General features: G+C 65.5%; 16 protein-coding genes. 4 read left to right on the top strand and 12 right to left on the bottom strand.

Annotated features, from left to right (window positions below):
* Window positions 1–432: 432 nt before the first annotated feature.
* Complete coding sequence (locus ACFYO1_RS11780) at window positions 433–570, bottom strand: hypothetical protein (RefSeq protein WP_387229644.1); 138 nt, start codon at window positions 568–570, stop codon at window positions 433–435.
* A gap of 633 nt (window positions 571–1,203) precedes the next feature.
* Complete coding sequence (locus ACFYO1_RS11775) at window positions 1,204–2,079, bottom strand: TIGR03619 family F420-dependent LLM class oxidoreductase (RefSeq protein WP_387231846.1); 876 nt, start codon at window positions 2,077–2,079, stop codon at window positions 1,204–1,206.
* 106 nt (window positions 2,080–2,185) lie between these two features.
* On the opposite strand from ACFYO1_RS11775, the gene ACFYO1_RS11770 reads away from it, so the two are divergent.
* The 3 genes from ACFYO1_RS11770 to ACFYO1_RS11760 all read left to right on the top strand — a co-directional run bounded on the left by ACFYO1_RS11770 (window position 2,186) and on the right by ACFYO1_RS11760 (window position 3,954).
* Window positions 2,186–3,094, top strand: coding sequence for a LysR family transcriptional regulator (locus ACFYO1_RS11770; RefSeq protein ID WP_387229642.1), 909 nt, complete (start codon window positions 2,186–2,188; stop codon window positions 3,092–3,094).
* 161 nt (window positions 3,095–3,255) lie between these two features.
* Window positions 3,256–3,429: a hypothetical protein gene (locus ACFYO1_RS11765; RefSeq protein ID WP_387229640.1), complete on the top strand. Its 174-nt coding sequence runs from the start codon at window positions 3,256–3,258 to the stop codon at window positions 3,427–3,429.
* 321 nt (window positions 3,430–3,750) lie between these two features.
* Window positions 3,751–3,954, top strand: coding sequence for a hypothetical protein (locus ACFYO1_RS11760; protein WP_387229638.1), 204 nt, complete (start codon window positions 3,751–3,753; stop codon window positions 3,952–3,954).
* 105 nt (window positions 3,955–4,059) lie between these two features.
* Here the strand turns inward: ACFYO1_RS11760 and ACFYO1_RS11755 are convergent, their stop codons facing one another.
* On the bottom strand, window positions 4,060–5,100 hold the full coding sequence (locus ACFYO1_RS11755) for a 2Fe-2S iron-sulfur cluster-binding protein (RefSeq protein ID WP_387229636.1): 1,041 nt from the start codon (window positions 5,098–5,100) through the stop codon (window positions 4,060–4,062).
* A gap of 145 nt (window positions 5,101–5,245) precedes the next feature.
* On the opposite strand from ACFYO1_RS11755, the gene ACFYO1_RS11750 reads away from it, so the two are divergent.
* Window positions 5,246–5,527 carry a hypothetical protein gene (locus tag ACFYO1_RS11750; RefSeq protein WP_387229634.1) on the top strand — a complete coding sequence of 94 codons (282 nt, stop codon included), beginning with the start codon at window positions 5,246–5,248 and terminating at the stop codon, window positions 5,525–5,527.
* Between the two features lie 50 nt (window positions 5,528–5,577).
* On the opposite strand, the gene ACFYO1_RS11745 is transcribed toward ACFYO1_RS11750, so the two are convergent.
* Genes ACFYO1_RS11745 through ACFYO1_RS11705 form a run of 9 tightly spaced genes read right to left on the bottom strand, consistent with a single transcriptional unit; the run spans window position 5,578 to window position 13,811 of the window.
* Window positions 5,578–6,546: an MlaD family protein gene (locus ACFYO1_RS11745; protein ID WP_387229632.1), complete on the bottom strand. Its 969-nt coding sequence runs from the start codon at window positions 6,544–6,546 to the stop codon at window positions 5,578–5,580.
* Window positions 6,543–7,619: an MlaD family protein gene (locus ACFYO1_RS11740; protein WP_387229630.1), complete on the bottom strand. Its 1,077-nt coding sequence runs from the start codon at window positions 7,617–7,619 to the stop codon at window positions 6,543–6,545. Before ACFYO1_RS11740 ends, ACFYO1_RS11745 begins: the two co-directional genes overlap by 4 nt.
* Window positions 7,616–8,713, bottom strand: a complete 1,098-nt coding sequence (locus ACFYO1_RS11735) for an MlaD family protein (protein WP_387229628.1) — start codon at window positions 8,711–8,713, stop codon at window positions 7,616–7,618. The genes ACFYO1_RS11740 and ACFYO1_RS11735 overlap by 4 nt, the downstream gene beginning before the upstream one ends.
* Window positions 8,714–9,739 carry an MlaD family protein gene (locus ACFYO1_RS11730; RefSeq protein ID WP_387229627.1) on the bottom strand — a complete coding sequence of 342 codons (1,026 nt, stop codon included), beginning with the start codon at window positions 9,737–9,739 and terminating at the stop codon, window positions 8,714–8,716.
* On the bottom strand, window positions 9,727–10,743 hold the full coding sequence (locus tag ACFYO1_RS11725) for an MlaD family protein (RefSeq protein WP_387229625.1): 1,017 nt from the start codon (window positions 10,741–10,743) through the stop codon (window positions 9,727–9,729). Before ACFYO1_RS11725 ends, ACFYO1_RS11730 begins: the two co-directional genes overlap by 13 nt.
* Window positions 10,740–11,759, bottom strand: a complete 1,020-nt coding sequence (locus tag ACFYO1_RS11720; protein ID WP_387229624.1) for an MlaD family protein — start codon at window positions 11,757–11,759, stop codon at window positions 10,740–10,742. Before ACFYO1_RS11720 ends, ACFYO1_RS11725 begins: the two co-directional genes overlap by 4 nt.
* A gap of 29 nt (window positions 11,760–11,788) precedes the next feature.
* A complete protein-coding gene (locus ACFYO1_RS11715) occupies window positions 11,789–12,652 on the bottom strand; it encodes an ABC transporter permease (RefSeq protein ID WP_387229622.1) in 864 nt (287 codons plus the stop codon).
* A complete protein-coding gene (locus ACFYO1_RS11710) occupies window positions 12,649–13,473 on the bottom strand; it encodes an MlaE family ABC transporter permease (RefSeq protein ID WP_387229620.1) in 825 nt (274 codons plus the stop codon). Before ACFYO1_RS11710 ends, ACFYO1_RS11715 begins: the two co-directional genes overlap by 4 nt.
* Window positions 13,473–13,811: a hypothetical protein gene (locus ACFYO1_RS11705; protein ID WP_387229618.1), complete on the bottom strand. Its 339-nt coding sequence runs from the start codon at window positions 13,809–13,811 to the stop codon at window positions 13,473–13,475. Before ACFYO1_RS11705 ends, ACFYO1_RS11710 begins: the two co-directional genes overlap by 1 nt.
* Between the last annotated feature and the right edge of the window lie 8 nt (window positions 13,812–13,819).

Here is a 13,819-nt window from a genome sequence, read left to right as displayed (position 1 = left end):
CGATCCGGCGAGGCAATCCATCCTCGTGGACCCGCTTGATGACTGGCTCTCAACCCTTTTCGGCAGTGAGCATCGAAACCAGACCATCGCGATCCTGCTGGATGCGCAGGGAGCCGACCACACCGACACCGTTCGCGCGCGACTCCGTTGCCCAACACGACCAGGGCTGGGGCGTGCTCGATTCGGCACAGACCCCGAACGGTTGCTGGGCACACTATTCGACGATCGCCGCGGTCGCCGATGATGGACGGCGCCTGTTCGGACTCAGCCCGGGCCAAGCGATCGAGTTCGAGTGGGAGGCCGTCAGTAACGCGGCCTCGGTCATTTGCCTCCCACCGTGGCAGCTCCCGGATCTATTCGCGGTGGTACGCGGCCAAGCGAGGATCCAGCCCTCGGCCGGCGCCGTTGGATCCAACGCACGAATCGAACTCCTCAGTTCTCGCGTGACGGAATGTACGCGGTGCCGATCTTGAAGACGCCGTCGATCGTGGAACCGCGGATTTCGGCGTTCTGGCTGTTGATCAGCAGAGCAAGCACACTCGGCCCCAGCTGCCCATCCTCGATGATCACCCCGAGCCGGTGAACCTCGCCGGATCAGGCTTCATCGTGCCGGTGAAAAACCGGATCGCGACCGTCTTCGATCGACGCCACCGTATCGGGAGCGGTCGATGTCCATCCGCCATCTCGTTCGAACACACCGAGCCCATGCGGAGTGAGTTCCTCGGGCCCCGTGCCGGGAGCAGGCCCGGAGTCTCGGACAAAGTCGGCCACCAACCTGGGGGTCGGTCCGTCGACGGTGGGCTGTTCGAGATCGCCGAGCACGTCTGCCTGTTCCTCGATAGCTTTGTCGCCCACTCATCAGCCCTTCGAGTCCGAGATCAGTTCAAATCGACAGCACACTCTTGACCATTGAACCCGTTCAGCCACAACCCATACGCGTGCCACCCGGTCCACCCAGACAGTCTGCATGCCGTAATAGTCGGCCCACTCTGCAGCAATGTCGTTGCCGTACTTGCACTCCCGGCGACGGTGACACGAAAGTACCATCGCCACTCTGGGTTCGCTCCGCATCCCGCCCCGCACTCCCATCACCCTGCGTGTTAGACGCCTACCCGGTAGCCAGTGCACGGTCGCAGATTTGAAGTCCGCGGCTCGGCCTCGCTGTGTTCCGTCCCGTGTGAATCGCTACACAAACGTCGGGGTTCAGATATCGCGATAGTTCGCTGCCGCGTCGTCGATGGTGTGCAAGATCTGATCGACGGGGACCGGCTGATGGCGGGCGGTGTAGTCGGCGGACGGACGCGGAAGCAGGACCAGCCGATCGACCCCGAGCGCCGCGTATTGCGCGACGGTATCTCGGTCCACCGGACCGGCCGGTGTCACGGTGATCTCCAACCGTCCCAGCTCTGCTGGTCGCTCGTATTTCCGGCCGGCGGCCGCCAGGTTCTCGAGGTGCGCACGGGTCTGGTTCAGATCCAGCCCGAAGCCATACCAGCCGTTGGCCAGGGTGACCGCGCGGCGGTCGGCCACGCGACCACCCGAGGCCACGACGATCGGCGGGCCCGGCTGTTGCCGTGGTCGCGGATGGGCGTCGATTCCGGAGAAGGTGACATAGCGGCCGTGATAGGCGGGCTCGGGCATGCTCCACAAGGCCCGCATCGCGTTGATGAAGTCGTCGGTGCGGGCGGCCCGCTCCGACCTGGCGACACCGACGGCGTCGAATTCCGCCCGGACGTAACCCGCACCGACACCGACGATCAGCCGGCCCTGTGCCACCTGATCGAGGCTCGCCAATTCCTTCGCGAGTACGACCGGGTTCCGCAGCGGCAGGACGATGATGCCGCTCGCGATCTTCACCGTAGTCGTATGCGCCGCAACCAGAGTCAGACCGACGACGGTGTCCAGCATCGGAAGCGTCGGAGACAACGCGAATCCCTCGGGAGCCGGGTCCGGCAATACCAGATGCTCTCCACTCCACAGAGATTCGAGCCCGGCCGCCTCAGCGTGCCGGGCGACGCGGACAGCGGTGGCAGGATCGGCGCACGCGCCGTAATTGATCGCGAACAGTCCCAGCTTCATGGCCGTCACCGCCTACTCGTTCCGAAACAAGACACGCAATGGAATCTAAGACCGGGCCAGCGATGCGACTAGCGATAGTCTCGCACAGCTGCTATGACTATTCCGCATGTCTGACTTCACCGTGCCCGGTCTGCGAGTCGTCCGCGAGGCGGTGCGTACCGGTTCCTTCTCGGCGGCGGCCGAAAGATTGGGCTACACGCAGTCGGCGATTTCGCGCCAGGTCTCGTTGATGGAACAGGTCACCGGCCGACAGCTGTTCGACCGGCACGCTCGTGGCGTACGGCCGACCGAGGCGGGCCGCATCGTGGCGCGGCACGCCGAATCGGTGCTCGAAGCCCTGGACCGCGCCCAGAGCGAACTACGCGACCTCAGCAAGCACGCCACGGCGCGCATCCGCCTCGGCGCCTTCTCGACCGCCACCGCCGCGCTCGTACCACGCGCCATCACCATTGCCGCACAACACAATCCACTGCTCACCGTGCAGCTCCGCGAGGGCACGAGCCCGCACCTGCTGACCGCGCTCGCCCGCCGCCGCATCGATCTGGCCGTACTCTCCGGCGAATTCGACGTCCCCGACGGCGTCGAGGTGACCCCGCTGACCCAGGACACCCTGTATCTGGCTGTGCGCCAAGGGCATCGCCTGGCACACCAGAGCAGCACCTCGATCGCGGCGCTGCGTACCGAGAAATGGATCGTCGGCAGCGAAGAATCCCACACCTCGCTGCTCGGCGCCTGGACCAATGCCTCCTGGCAACCGATCATCTCCCACGTCGCCCGGGACTGGGTCACCAAATGGGGCCTGGTCGCCGCAGGCCTCGGCATCACCCTCGTCCCCGGCCTGGCCATCCCCGCGCTGCCCGCCACCATCGCGATCGTCGCCATAGACGACCCCGCCGCCACCCGCCGAACAGTGCTGGCCCACACCCCCAACCCAGCCAACCACATCATCCGCGACGCCCTCCTCGATGCCGGCGCACAACTGAATGTCGAACTGCGAGAACGCCTCAAGACCTGACCGGCCTCCGGCGCGTCCCGCCAATCGCTGGCCGACTATGACCGCAAACTCGGCAACTATCGCGCGGCGCCCGAGCCGCCGGCAACGACCCTCGACTGATCGCGACGTGGACCCGACAAGTCCAATCTGAACGAGAGATTGCCGCTGCTCAGCTCGTAGCCATGGAAGCCGCCACCGCAGCACGCCCTACATTGAGCCGCAACGAGATTCGGGACCTGATGGAGTCGCTCGGCGGTCTCATCAAGATCCTGCGAGCCGCCGATCCCACCGACAAGCTCGAGGACTATCGACAACTCGGCCTCAAGAGGACCAAAACCACGAAACACGGGTGGTGATGGCTGAAGTTCAGCCACCACCACCCGCGGGCGTAGTGGTCGTGTCCGGAGGGGGACACGAACACTACGCCCACGCGTTTCACCGGCAGATTTCGATAGAGCTGGCGCCGTAGTCGCTCAGTATGACCAGACCACCTGCGCGGCTGGCGTATCCACAAGCACAGTCCACCACGGTGACCGCATTCGACCACCTGACACTCACCGTCTATGGGGCACCTCCACTGCGAGGCCCGGCGCGACGTTTCAACCAGCCGATACGCGGTACCCGACAACGGAACCGCACGGCCACACAAAGCCGTACGCAATCGACAGGAGGATGTTGTGTCCGACAACAACTACCGTTCCGCAGAGACCGGCGAATATGTCACCGAACAGACCGCAGCCGAAAACCCCAAGACCGCCCTCGCCGAAGACGAACCACACGCCGGCGACAACCGCCGCGACCGCTCAGCGATCACCGGCAACTTCGTCAAACCCGAGACCAGTCGACGCCACCCCGACACCACAGTCACCGAAAACAAGTGACCCACTGAGCTACATACAGGCCATGGCCCTTTCTCTTCCCCACAATTACACCTCAGTCAACATGACCTACACTGCGGCGTCCGACGAGTTCGGTCGACGGCATCGCTACTGATCGAAGGCGATGAATATTTCGTCGGTGTCCGGCAGGGACTGACAGGCAAGGGTCAGGCCCTGCGCGATGTCTTCCTCGGGAAGAGAATCGTTGGCCACCATGCGGGTCCGGCCCTTGCGGACAAGGCACACGCAGGTACCGCAGATCGATTCACGGCAGACGTACGGCACATCGATGCCGTGTTCGAGCAGCACATCCAGCAGCCTGGTCTGCCTAGGCCAGGTCAGCGTGTGGCGGTCACCATCGATCTCGACCTCGAGGGCCGCACCTTCGGTGCCGGGCGACGCAGGCGTGGACGACGGTTCGGGTTGTTCGAAGGGATTCTCGGCCAGTGAGAGGTACTTCTCCTGGTGAATCCGGGAAGCGGGTACACCCAGGCCCGCCAACGCAGCCGCGGCTGCGGCCATGAAACCGGCAGGCCCGCAGAGGTAGGTCGCACGCTCAGCAAACGGTGCGAGCAGCGTGGTCAAGGTGGATGCGTCTGGCACTCCCTGATCTGTTTCGAACCAGTGTTGGATCCGCAGGCGCTCGGGATGCTCACGGGTGAGCTGTTCGAGCTGGCCGGCGAAGATCGTGGATCCTGGGTCTCGGTTGGCGTAGAGCAGAGCGATGTCGCCCGTACCGCACGCCAGCACTGTCTTGATGATCGACATGATCGGCGTGATCCCGCTGCCGGCGGCCAGCAGCAGCAGGTCCTCGTTCGCACCGTCGGGCCCGAACTTGCCGGAAGGCTCGAGCACGGTGAGGGTCGATCCAGGAACGACGTTGTCGCACAGCCAATTCGACGCATATCCGCCTGCGACCCGTTTGACGGTCACGGTCAGCGCCTCGTCACGATGCGGGTTGCCGGATAACGAGTAGCACCGCGCCACCGACCCGGTTTGCGCACTCGGAACACGAACGGTGAGGAACTGCCCACACGTGTATACGAATCGTTCCCGCAGCTCCGGCGTGAGTCCCAGCACGATCGATACCGCCTCGGGGGTCTCCTGGACAACGTCGAAGACGCGGACTTCGTGTGCGTGCCGGTTCATCCCAGGCTCCCTACCGTTCGGGTTCCACCCCGCCGAACTATAGATATTGACACTATTCAAATATAGCTTACATGTGAATAATTAGACAATGCAGTACTGCTCGCCTGGCCGCCCACCGGCCGCAGCATCGGAAAGGATGGCGACGATGGCTCAACCCGAATTCCGGCGCAGGATCACCGAGCGCGCCGCCAGGCTGCCGCGGCCGATCCCCGCGCTCTGGTCGCTGGTCGACGGTTTGCACTACACCGCCGATGCCGGACTGACACTCCTCGAGGAGATCCATTCCCGCTTACACCGCAACGCGATTCGGATGGCGGGCCCCCGGTTGGGTCTGTCCTCGGAACGCATAGGCGCCTACCTTCAATGGCATGACCGGGCCACCACACGGGTCTACGGCGCGGCCCGCGCGGCGCACTGGTATCTCTGAGCACTGGTCAGCGTGTGGCCGGCCACGGGTTTCAGGCTGCCGTTTCTGTCTCAGTTGCCGGTGATCTGTAGTCGGACCACTCCGTCCGGGCTGACCGAGTTCACTGCCTGCGCGATCAATGCGGACAAGTCCAGGCCCCGCACCGATCCTCCCGCGTGCTCGATCAGCGGACCGAGCACTGGATACAGCCGCTGCGCGCCGGGCCCGATCCGGTTGAGATAGTCGTCCACCTTCGACAGGAACGGCAGTAGACCGGTGCCGGTGGAGTAGGCATCGGGTACCTGCCGGGCGTTGAGGAGCTGCTGGAGCGAGTCGACCACACCTTGCACTTTGATGCCGAATTGATCGAGTTGTGGTCCGCCGGCCGCCATGTCGGCTCCTGCCTGGGCGACGTCAGGGCCCGGGACTTGGAGATTGGTGAGCAGTTCGCGGACGTTCGGTAAACGGGCGATCAGAGTGGAGGCCAGCAGGTCCGCGGCCCGGGTCAGGTCAGGGATGACCACATCGGTACCGGTCAGCGCCTGGGAGAAGGTGGCGACCAAACCAGCGAGGGCCTGCGGGTCGAGTTGCTGCATCAGCGACGTCACCGTCCGCGCGACATCCGGAATCGAACGCGGGGTGCGCACCACCTGCGTGCGGATACGTTGCCCGTCAACGACATACGGCGGCTTACCGGTGGACGGACGGAAGTCGACGTACGGTTCGCCCAGTGCGGACAGGGTCTCGATGACGACCGTGCTGTCGGCGGGCAGGCGCCGATCCGACTCGATGGAGAATCGAATCTCCACGCCGTCAACGGTGTTGTGCACCGAGGTCACCTGGCCGACCTCGACGCCCGACAGCAGAATCGGCGATCGCGGCACCAGATTCGCGGCATCCGGAATGATCATGGTGGCGCTGATCCGATGCTCGAACCAATCGACCTTCGCGACCCCGAACACCAGGTACACCGAGCCGACCACGGCCACCAGGGCGATCGAGGCGAGGGAAAGCACCGACGCGGGCCGTGGTCGTCTCAACGCACCATTCCGATCATGCGCAGCGTCGCCACGATGCGATCGGTCTGATCCTCGACCGAGAGTGGTGTGGCCGTATCGAAGCCGCTCACGTGCACGCCGAAGACGTTCACGGTCGGGCGTTGCACCCACGGAATCAGCTTGTCGCGCAAGAACTCCACCAGACGATTGAGATTCGAGGGGGCCGACAGGTTCAGCGGGCGCCCGGTGTTCAACAGCATCGGTACGAACGCACGGGCCGTCGCGTCGCCGGCGGTGAGCAGCGGTGCCAGCCACGCCAACGCGTGAGCGATGCCGCCGAGCGCCCCGATGACGCCGATCACGTGGATCAGGGTCTGGGCGATCTCGGTGATGTCGACAACGCCTTGCGGTGTGAGTATTTCGTCGAACTGCGCGCGATTGTCCAGCAGCAGCCGAGCGTTGACATCGACGGAGTCCAGGAATGCGCCGACGTCCGCGGTGTTGGCGGCGACGTCGACGAGGTCGTTCTTCAGCACGTCGGCGAGTCGGCGCGTATCGGCCGGATCGGCGGGCAGTGCGGCGTTGAGCTGGTCGACGGTGTCCTGCGCCGAACGTAGCGCGCCACCGGAAACGAAGGTCGCCAGCCCGGCGAGGACGTCCTCGATCTGTAGCGCGGGTTCGGTCTGGGTGATCGGCAGCAACGCGTTCGGCGCGAGATAGGGGCCGGTCGAGTCGGCGGGGAGGTCGAGCCCGATGTATACGTCGCCGAGGATCGTGTCTTGGCGCAGTTGGGCTTTCGCGGCGGCGGGCACGTGCACCGATTCGCGGATATCGACCTCGGAGATGACCGAGCCGCTCGCGTCCGCCGTCGGGTCGACGACGTTGACCGCGGTCAGCGTGCCGATCTGGGCGCCGTTGGCCATCACCCGGGCATGTGCGGGCAGGTTCAGCGCGTTGGCGAACTGGATTCGGATCGAATATGTCGGGCCTTGCGTTCCGGTGCCCGGCAGAATCAGGTTCGAGGGGTCGGCCCGGCAACCAGCGGACGCGGTCAGCGCCGCGCAGGCCAGTACGGCGACGGCGATCCGGTGTAAGCCGTTGGGTTTGTTCATCATGCGCGTCCGACCATGCCGAGGATCAGTGTCGTCAAATCGGTGGTAGCCAGGCCTTCGCTCGATTTCGTGCAGCGGCCCGGTAGGAGTGCGTCGAGTGCCGCGCAGATTTGATCGGCCCCCGGCTGATCCAGTGTCACCGTCGGTCCGCGATAGGACACCATAAAACGTCCGGTGCCGGGGTCGGTGACCGTACGAAACCCCTTATCCACGACAGGAATAAGGTCCAGCAGCTGCTGCAACGAACCGGCGTGCGCGGCCGCCAGATCCAGGAAAGGCACCGTGTTGTCCAGCAGCCCCAGAATCCGACCACCATATTTGCTGGTGATGTCGTTGATCCACGGCAGCAGCACGACGATCGAATTCACGATCTGCACCACCTGATCCCAGACGTTGTTGACCAATTGCAGGATCGGGGACAATCCTGTCAGCATCTGGCGCAGGTCGCCCCAGCCGTTTGCGACGCTCTTGGACAACGAGGTGAGCGCGTCGAGCAGCGATCCGATGTGTGCGATCGAGGCGTCGGGGCTGCGCAGCACCGACGCCAGCTGGGTGATGACCGTATTCAGTCTCGGTCCTGTTCCGGCGGTGGCGCGGTCGAATTCGGCGACCGCGTTGCTGATGGAGTCGCGGCGGGCCGGGTCGCCACCGCCGTCGAGTTGATCGGCAAGTGTGGACAGCGCGTCCAAGGTCTGGGTGATGCTCTTGGGCGTCGCGGTTCTGGTCAGGCAGGTCTGGGGTTTCCAGTCCGGGCCGGAACTGCTGTTCACCGCGAGGCGCCGATCGGCGACGACGGTGTCCGACACCGTCGTCGCCGTGGGGTCCCCGCGCAGTGGATACTCGGCGTCGATCCGGAAATCGACTCGGACAGCAGCGTTCTCATTGGTGATCGCGGTGACGGTGCCGACCTTGATACCGCGCAGGGTGACGTCGTTGCCGACATAGAGGCCGATGGTGTCGGGCAGGATCGCGCAATACCCGATGCGTCCTTTCGCCGGTTGCAGCAGCACGATACCGGCCGCGATCGCGATCACGCCGGCCAGCAGTGCGCCGAGCGCGGAGACGAATCCGCGAGATGCGAAGAGGCGACGCAACATTCAGCACCCCTTTCCCGGGACCGGCACGCAGATCGGTGCGGCGGTGAGGGTCTGGCCGGATTGATCGAACGCGACGCCCTGTGGGGTGATGAGGGCGCGCAGCCGGTCGCCGGCCTGGGCGAGTTGGTCGGCGACGGCGCCCAGGCGTTGGCCGAGCTGGTCGAGTTGCGGGGCGGCCGCGAGAATACGGTCGGCGAGCGGCTCGAGTTGCTGACGCCAGGCCGGTTCGATCGCGGCCAGCCGCGACAGCAGCTCGGTGGCGACGCGTAGCGCCTCGGTGACATCGGCTTTGCGGTCGAGGATCTGCGTCTCCATCAGGCCGATCTTGGTGAGCATGGCGCCGACGATCTTGCGCGAGTCGCTGAGCATGCTCACGTATTCGTCGGCCACCGCGAGCGCGCGGTCGACGTCGGCCTTCTGGGCGTCGAGCGTCGAGACCATGGTCGAGAGCGCGTCGGTGAGGGTGCGTACGGAGCCAGGGCTCGCGCGCAGCGAGGCGGTCAGGTCGGCCAGATTGCGGCGCAGGGTGTCGCCGTCGACGCCCGCGACCGGCCGTTGTGCGTCCTGCATGGCCTGAACCAGGTTGTAGGGCAGCCGGACCTTCTCCGCGGCAATGGTTTTCGACCCCAGTGGTGTCGCACCCGCTGGGGTGAGGGCGATGTAATGGCCGCCGATCGGGGTGAGCATCCGAATGTCCAGAGTGGTATCCGCACCGAGCCGCACCGAGTTGTCGACGGTGAACGTCATGCGCACCGCGTCGTCGGTGAGGGCCAGCGAGCGCACCGATCCCACCGAGATGCCTGCGATGCGCACATCGTCGCCGGCCCGCACCGATCCGCCGTCGGTGAGCATGGCGGTGACCGTGCGGTGCCCGAAGGGGACGATGTAGACCACGGCGCTGACGGCCAGCAGCACTACCACCACGACCAGCCCGACGACGCCGAGCAGTCGCTGGACTCTGGGGTCGGTGTCGGTGCCGTAGTTCAGCTCGCGCAACAGCCGCCACGGCGCGGTCAGCCTTTGCATACCGAGATCCGCTGTCCGGCAACGAGTATCGCGAGCGGAGCAGGCACGGCCGCGTTGCCTTTGCTGCACGCCGGCTGGGTATTCGTGGCGCCGTGCGGCAGCAACGCGATCATCGACTGCAACAGCCCCGGCAACTGATTGAGCAAGTCCACCGTGGTCTGCGGATCGGGAAACAGTAGCCGCAGATCCTGCTCGAGGTCGGGGTTGGCGGGCTGGGTGAACCCGAGACGGGCAAGCAGGCTGTTGAGCGGACCGAGCACCGACGGGGCGACATCGACGAAATCCATCAGCCCCTCGAACTGCTTCTGCAGGTTCACGAACACATCCGAGATCCCCTTGACCAAGGTCGCCGTTTCCGGCGTCTTGCCGCCCATCTGCTGCGATACCTGCTCGAAGTTACGCAGCAACAGCGAGATGACGGCCTGGCGATCGGAAACATAGGCCGACAGTTTCCCGATCGCGTCGAGCGTCGCCCCGACCGCGGTTCCGTCCCCCTCGATCACCGCGATGGCATTGCGCATGAACTGGTTCAGCGCTTCCGGCGAGAACTGCGTGAGGACCGGTTCCATCCCGTTGAACAGCGCGGTGATGTCGAACGACGGGATCGTGTGCTCGTTTCCGATCTTTGCTCCCACGCTGAGCCGGGTGCCTGCCTTGTCGGGTTGTTTGATGTCGAGATACCGCTGCCCGGTGAGGTTCTGGTAGCGGATGGCGAGGGTGCTTGTGTCGTAGAGCCGGCGGTTCTGCTGCAGGGTGAAGCGCACCCGCGCCTGACCGTCTTGAAGATCGATGGCTCGTACCTTGCCGACGGCGACACCGAACATGCGCACGTCGTTGTTGAGGCGCAGGCCGCTCGCGTCGGTGAACATCGCCTCGAATGTGCCGGTATCCCCGTCGACGGGTCGCTGGATGGCGATGCCGATCCCGGCGAGCAACGCGGCGATCAGCGCGGTGAAGGCGATCAAACGCACCAGCACCGCCCGTATGCTCTTGTTCTTCGTCACCGGTCTCCCCCCGTGGTCGGCGCAGCGGCGCCCAGCAGCGGCACCGCGATTCCCGGCATGCCGCGCACCAGGATGTCGAGGCCGACCTGCGGACCGTCGGGTGTGTCGCGGAAGGTGCGGTCGAGCCGGTCGAGCAAGTCGGTCAGGTCGGCGTGGGAGCGGTCCGGGTCGGGGACCGTGCGCGCCAGTTGGGTCAGCATCGTCGTCGCGCTGTCGGCATAGCCGCCGAAATAGCCGTCGGCAGTGCCGAGAACGCGGCTGATGAGTGGGAACAGTTGGTCGACGACCAGCGAGACGCCGGTGTCGAAATGCGCGCGGTCATTGCGCAGCACATCGATGTGGTAGATGTTGGCGACGAGTTTGATAAAGCCGTTGCCGAACTTGGCGACCCCGTCGAAGAGGGCGGCGTACTGGGCGATCAGGAACGACGAAGAGTACTGCTGGGTGTCGGCGACGGCGCGGCCCACCCCGACCATCGCTTGGATGAGCGGCGCGAAAGCTTCGACATCGGAACCGATCTGGTTCAGGACCTCGGTCAATTGCGGCGTGAGCACGGTCAACGTCGTTTGCGACAGTGAGCGCAACAGGCTGCCCATGGTCGCGTCGGTGACTCGGTCCGCAGCTGTCAGATCGACCACGCTGCCGTCGTGCAGCGCTACGCCGCCGTCGCCGCGCCGCAGCACCACCTCGCTGATGCCGAACAGGTTGGCGGGCGCGTACTCCACCCGCAGGCCGTCACCGAGCCCGATCAGCTGGGTTCGGTCCAAGTCCAGGGTGATCAACTGGGCACCGCCCGGCGTGCTGTCGACGGTGGCGATCCGCCCTACCTGGACACCGTTGAGCCGCACCCCGGCGCCGGGCACGACGCCGTCGCCGGTCCGACTGGTGCGTAGTTGAATTCGCCACTCCCCCGCATCACGATGTGTGGCCAGGCCGTGCCACGCGAACGCGGCCAGCACCATCGCGACCACGGTGGCGGCACCGATCGCGAATGCGGATCGGCGCGTCGCGCGCACTCCGGGTAATCCATACGCAGGCACTGGCCTCACCCCGAGAATGTGATCGGCGAGTTGATCCCCCACAGCACGATGGTCAGCATCATGTCGAGGGTGATGATGGCGATGAAGCTGGCGCGGACCGCGCGGCCGCTGGCGATGCCAACGCCCTCTGGTCCGCCGGTCGCGAAAAACCCTTGGTAGCAATGGATCAGGATCACTACGACGCTGAACACCAGCATCTTGAGGACCGCGGCGACGATGTCGTGCAGGTTGACGAACTGGTCGAAATAGTGGTTGTAGATGCCGGTGGATTGACCGTGCACCACCAGCACGACCGCCGAGCAGGACAGATAGCTCAACAGCAGGGTGACCAGGAAGGTGGGCACCACAGTGATCGCGCCGGCCAGCACGCGGGTGGTCACTACGAACGGAATCGAGCGCAGCCCGAGGGATTCGAGCGCGTCGATCTCCTCGGAGATGCGCATGGAGCCGATCTCGGCGGTCATCCGGCAGCCCGCCTGCGCCGCGAAGCCCACGGCCGCAGCGATCGGGGCCAGTTCGCGGGTATTGGCGAACGCGGAGATAACGCCCGTCATCGGGCCCAGCCCGACGAGGTTCAGCGCCATGTATCCCTGGATTCCGACTCCGCCGCCGATGGCGATGCCGAGGATCACCAGCACCGGGACGGTGCCCCCGCCGACGATCACCGAACCGCGACCCCAGGTCATGTCGGTGATCATGCGCATGGTCTGGGCCCGGTAACGCTGCAGCGCAGCGGGAATCGAGACGAACGTCTCGAAGACGAAGGCCACCGCGAAACCGATGGCCTCGACCGGCGTCGCCGCATACACCCGGCGCGCAACCCGGCGCAGCGCACCGAGCCGGAGTGGCACGTAGGGCGCGGCCATCATGCCACCTTTGTCGGGTAGAACATCGACAGCAGCTGTGTCATACCGACGTTCACCACCGCGATGGCGACCACCGAGAGCACGACCGACGCGTTGACGCCGTCGGCGACACCGCGGGGACCGCCCTTGGCTTCCAGCCCGCGCTGACAACCGATGATGACGACCAGGAAGCCGAAGAGCAGCGCCTTGCCGATCGAGATCGCCACGTCGGTGAGGGTGGAGAAGGCCCCGAAGGTGGCCCAGTAGCTACCCGGTGTCACGCCCTGCACTCCGGTTGCCACGGCGTATCCGGCCAGCACGCCGACGAAAATGATCAGGATGTTGAGCAGCGGCGCGACGAACAGCATGGCGACCAGCCGCGGGATGACCAGGCGATGCACGGGACTGATCCCCATGGTGCGCAACGCGTCGATCTCCTCACGGATCGTACGAGCGCCGAGGTCGGCGGCAATGGTGGCCGTACCCGCCCCGCCCAGCAGCAGTCCGGTCGCCAGCGGAGCCCCCTGCTGGATCACACCCAGCCCGCCTGCGGCACCGAGCAGCGAATCGGCCCCCAGCTGATGAATCAGGTTGCCGACCTGCACCGAGACCACCACACCGAACGGCACCGCCATCAGCACCGCGGGCAGAGCGGTGACCGTGATCAGATACCACGCCTGCTGCACGGTCTCACGCCATTGGAAGCGGCCCCGGATCAGATCTCCGATCGCGCCGCGGACCGCTTCGATCGCCAGCGCGACCAGCCGTCCCAACGTTTCGACACTTGAGAACACCGTACGAGAGATGTTGCCGCGCAGCACCGCAGCCGCCGAAGGCACACTCATCACGCGCGCTGCGCCGACGCATCGGCCGCTGCCGCCGAGGACACCCGGGCTTCGAACCCGCGCAGCAACGCCGGCACCGCGCCGACCTGCCCGCCGATGTCTTCGAGTGCGTCTTCGATGCTCTCGAGCCGTTGCGACGCGGACCGCAATCGGGCATCGAGCCGGGACACATCGGCAGCGGTCGGCAGGTTCAACACCCCGAGTACCACTTCCTGGACCGCGAGCACGGTCTCGCGCAATTCACCGGTTCGCTGCAGGGCATCGGCGGTAGCCGGATGCTCCAGCACGGTGTTGACCAGTTTCAGCGTCGCGCCGAACGCGTGCTCCGCGAAGCTCATCGGGACCT

The sequence above is a fragment of the Nocardia sp. NPDC006044 genome (assembly GCF_042871115.1).
In the GTDB taxonomy this organism is placed as follows: Bacteria; Actinomycetota; Actinomycetes; order Mycobacteriales; family Mycobacteriaceae; genus Nocardia.
This window is presented reverse-complemented; position numbering and strand designations above follow the sequence as displayed.

Coding starts and splice junctions, on each gene's coding strand:
- ACFYO1_RS11775 (WP_387231846.1), bottom strand. CDS start 2,079: ATGAAGCTGGGACTGTTCGCGATCAATTACGGCGCGTGCGCCGATCCT.
- ACFYO1_RS11770 (WP_387229642.1), top strand. CDS start 2,186: ATGTCTGACTTCACCGTGCCCGGTCTGCGAGTCGTCCGCGAGGCGGTG.
- ACFYO1_RS11765 (WP_387229640.1), top strand. CDS start 3,256: ATGGAAGCCGCCACCGCAGCACGCCCTACATTGAGCCGCAACGAGATT.
- ACFYO1_RS11755 (WP_387229636.1), bottom strand. CDS start 5,100: ATGAACCGGCACGCACACGAAGTCCGCGTCTTCGACGTTGTCCAGGAG.
- ACFYO1_RS11750 (WP_387229634.1), top strand. CDS start 5,246: ATGGCTCAACCCGAATTCCGGCGCAGGATCACCGAGCGCGCCGCCAGG.
- ACFYO1_RS11740 (WP_387229630.1), bottom strand. CDS start 7,619: ATGATGAACAAACCCAACGGCTTACACCGGATCGCCGTCGCCGTACTG.
- ACFYO1_RS11735 (WP_387229628.1), bottom strand. CDS start 8,713: ATGTTGCGTCGCCTCTTCGCATCTCGCGGATTCGTCTCCGCGCTCGGC.
- ACFYO1_RS11730 (WP_387229627.1), bottom strand. CDS start 9,739: ATGCAAAGGCTGACCGCGCCGTGGCGGCTGTTGCGCGAGCTGAACTAC.
- ACFYO1_RS11715 (WP_387229622.1), bottom strand. CDS start 12,652: ATGATGGCCGCGCCCTACGTGCCACTCCGGCTCGGTGCGCTGCGCCGG.
- ACFYO1_RS11710 (WP_387229620.1), bottom strand. CDS start 13,473: ATGAGTGTGCCTTCGGCGGCTGCGGTGCTGCGCGGCAACATCTCTCGT.
- ACFYO1_RS11705 (WP_387229618.1), bottom strand. CDS start 13,811: ATGAGCTTCGCGGAGCACGCGTTCGGCGCGACGCTGAAACTGGTCAAC.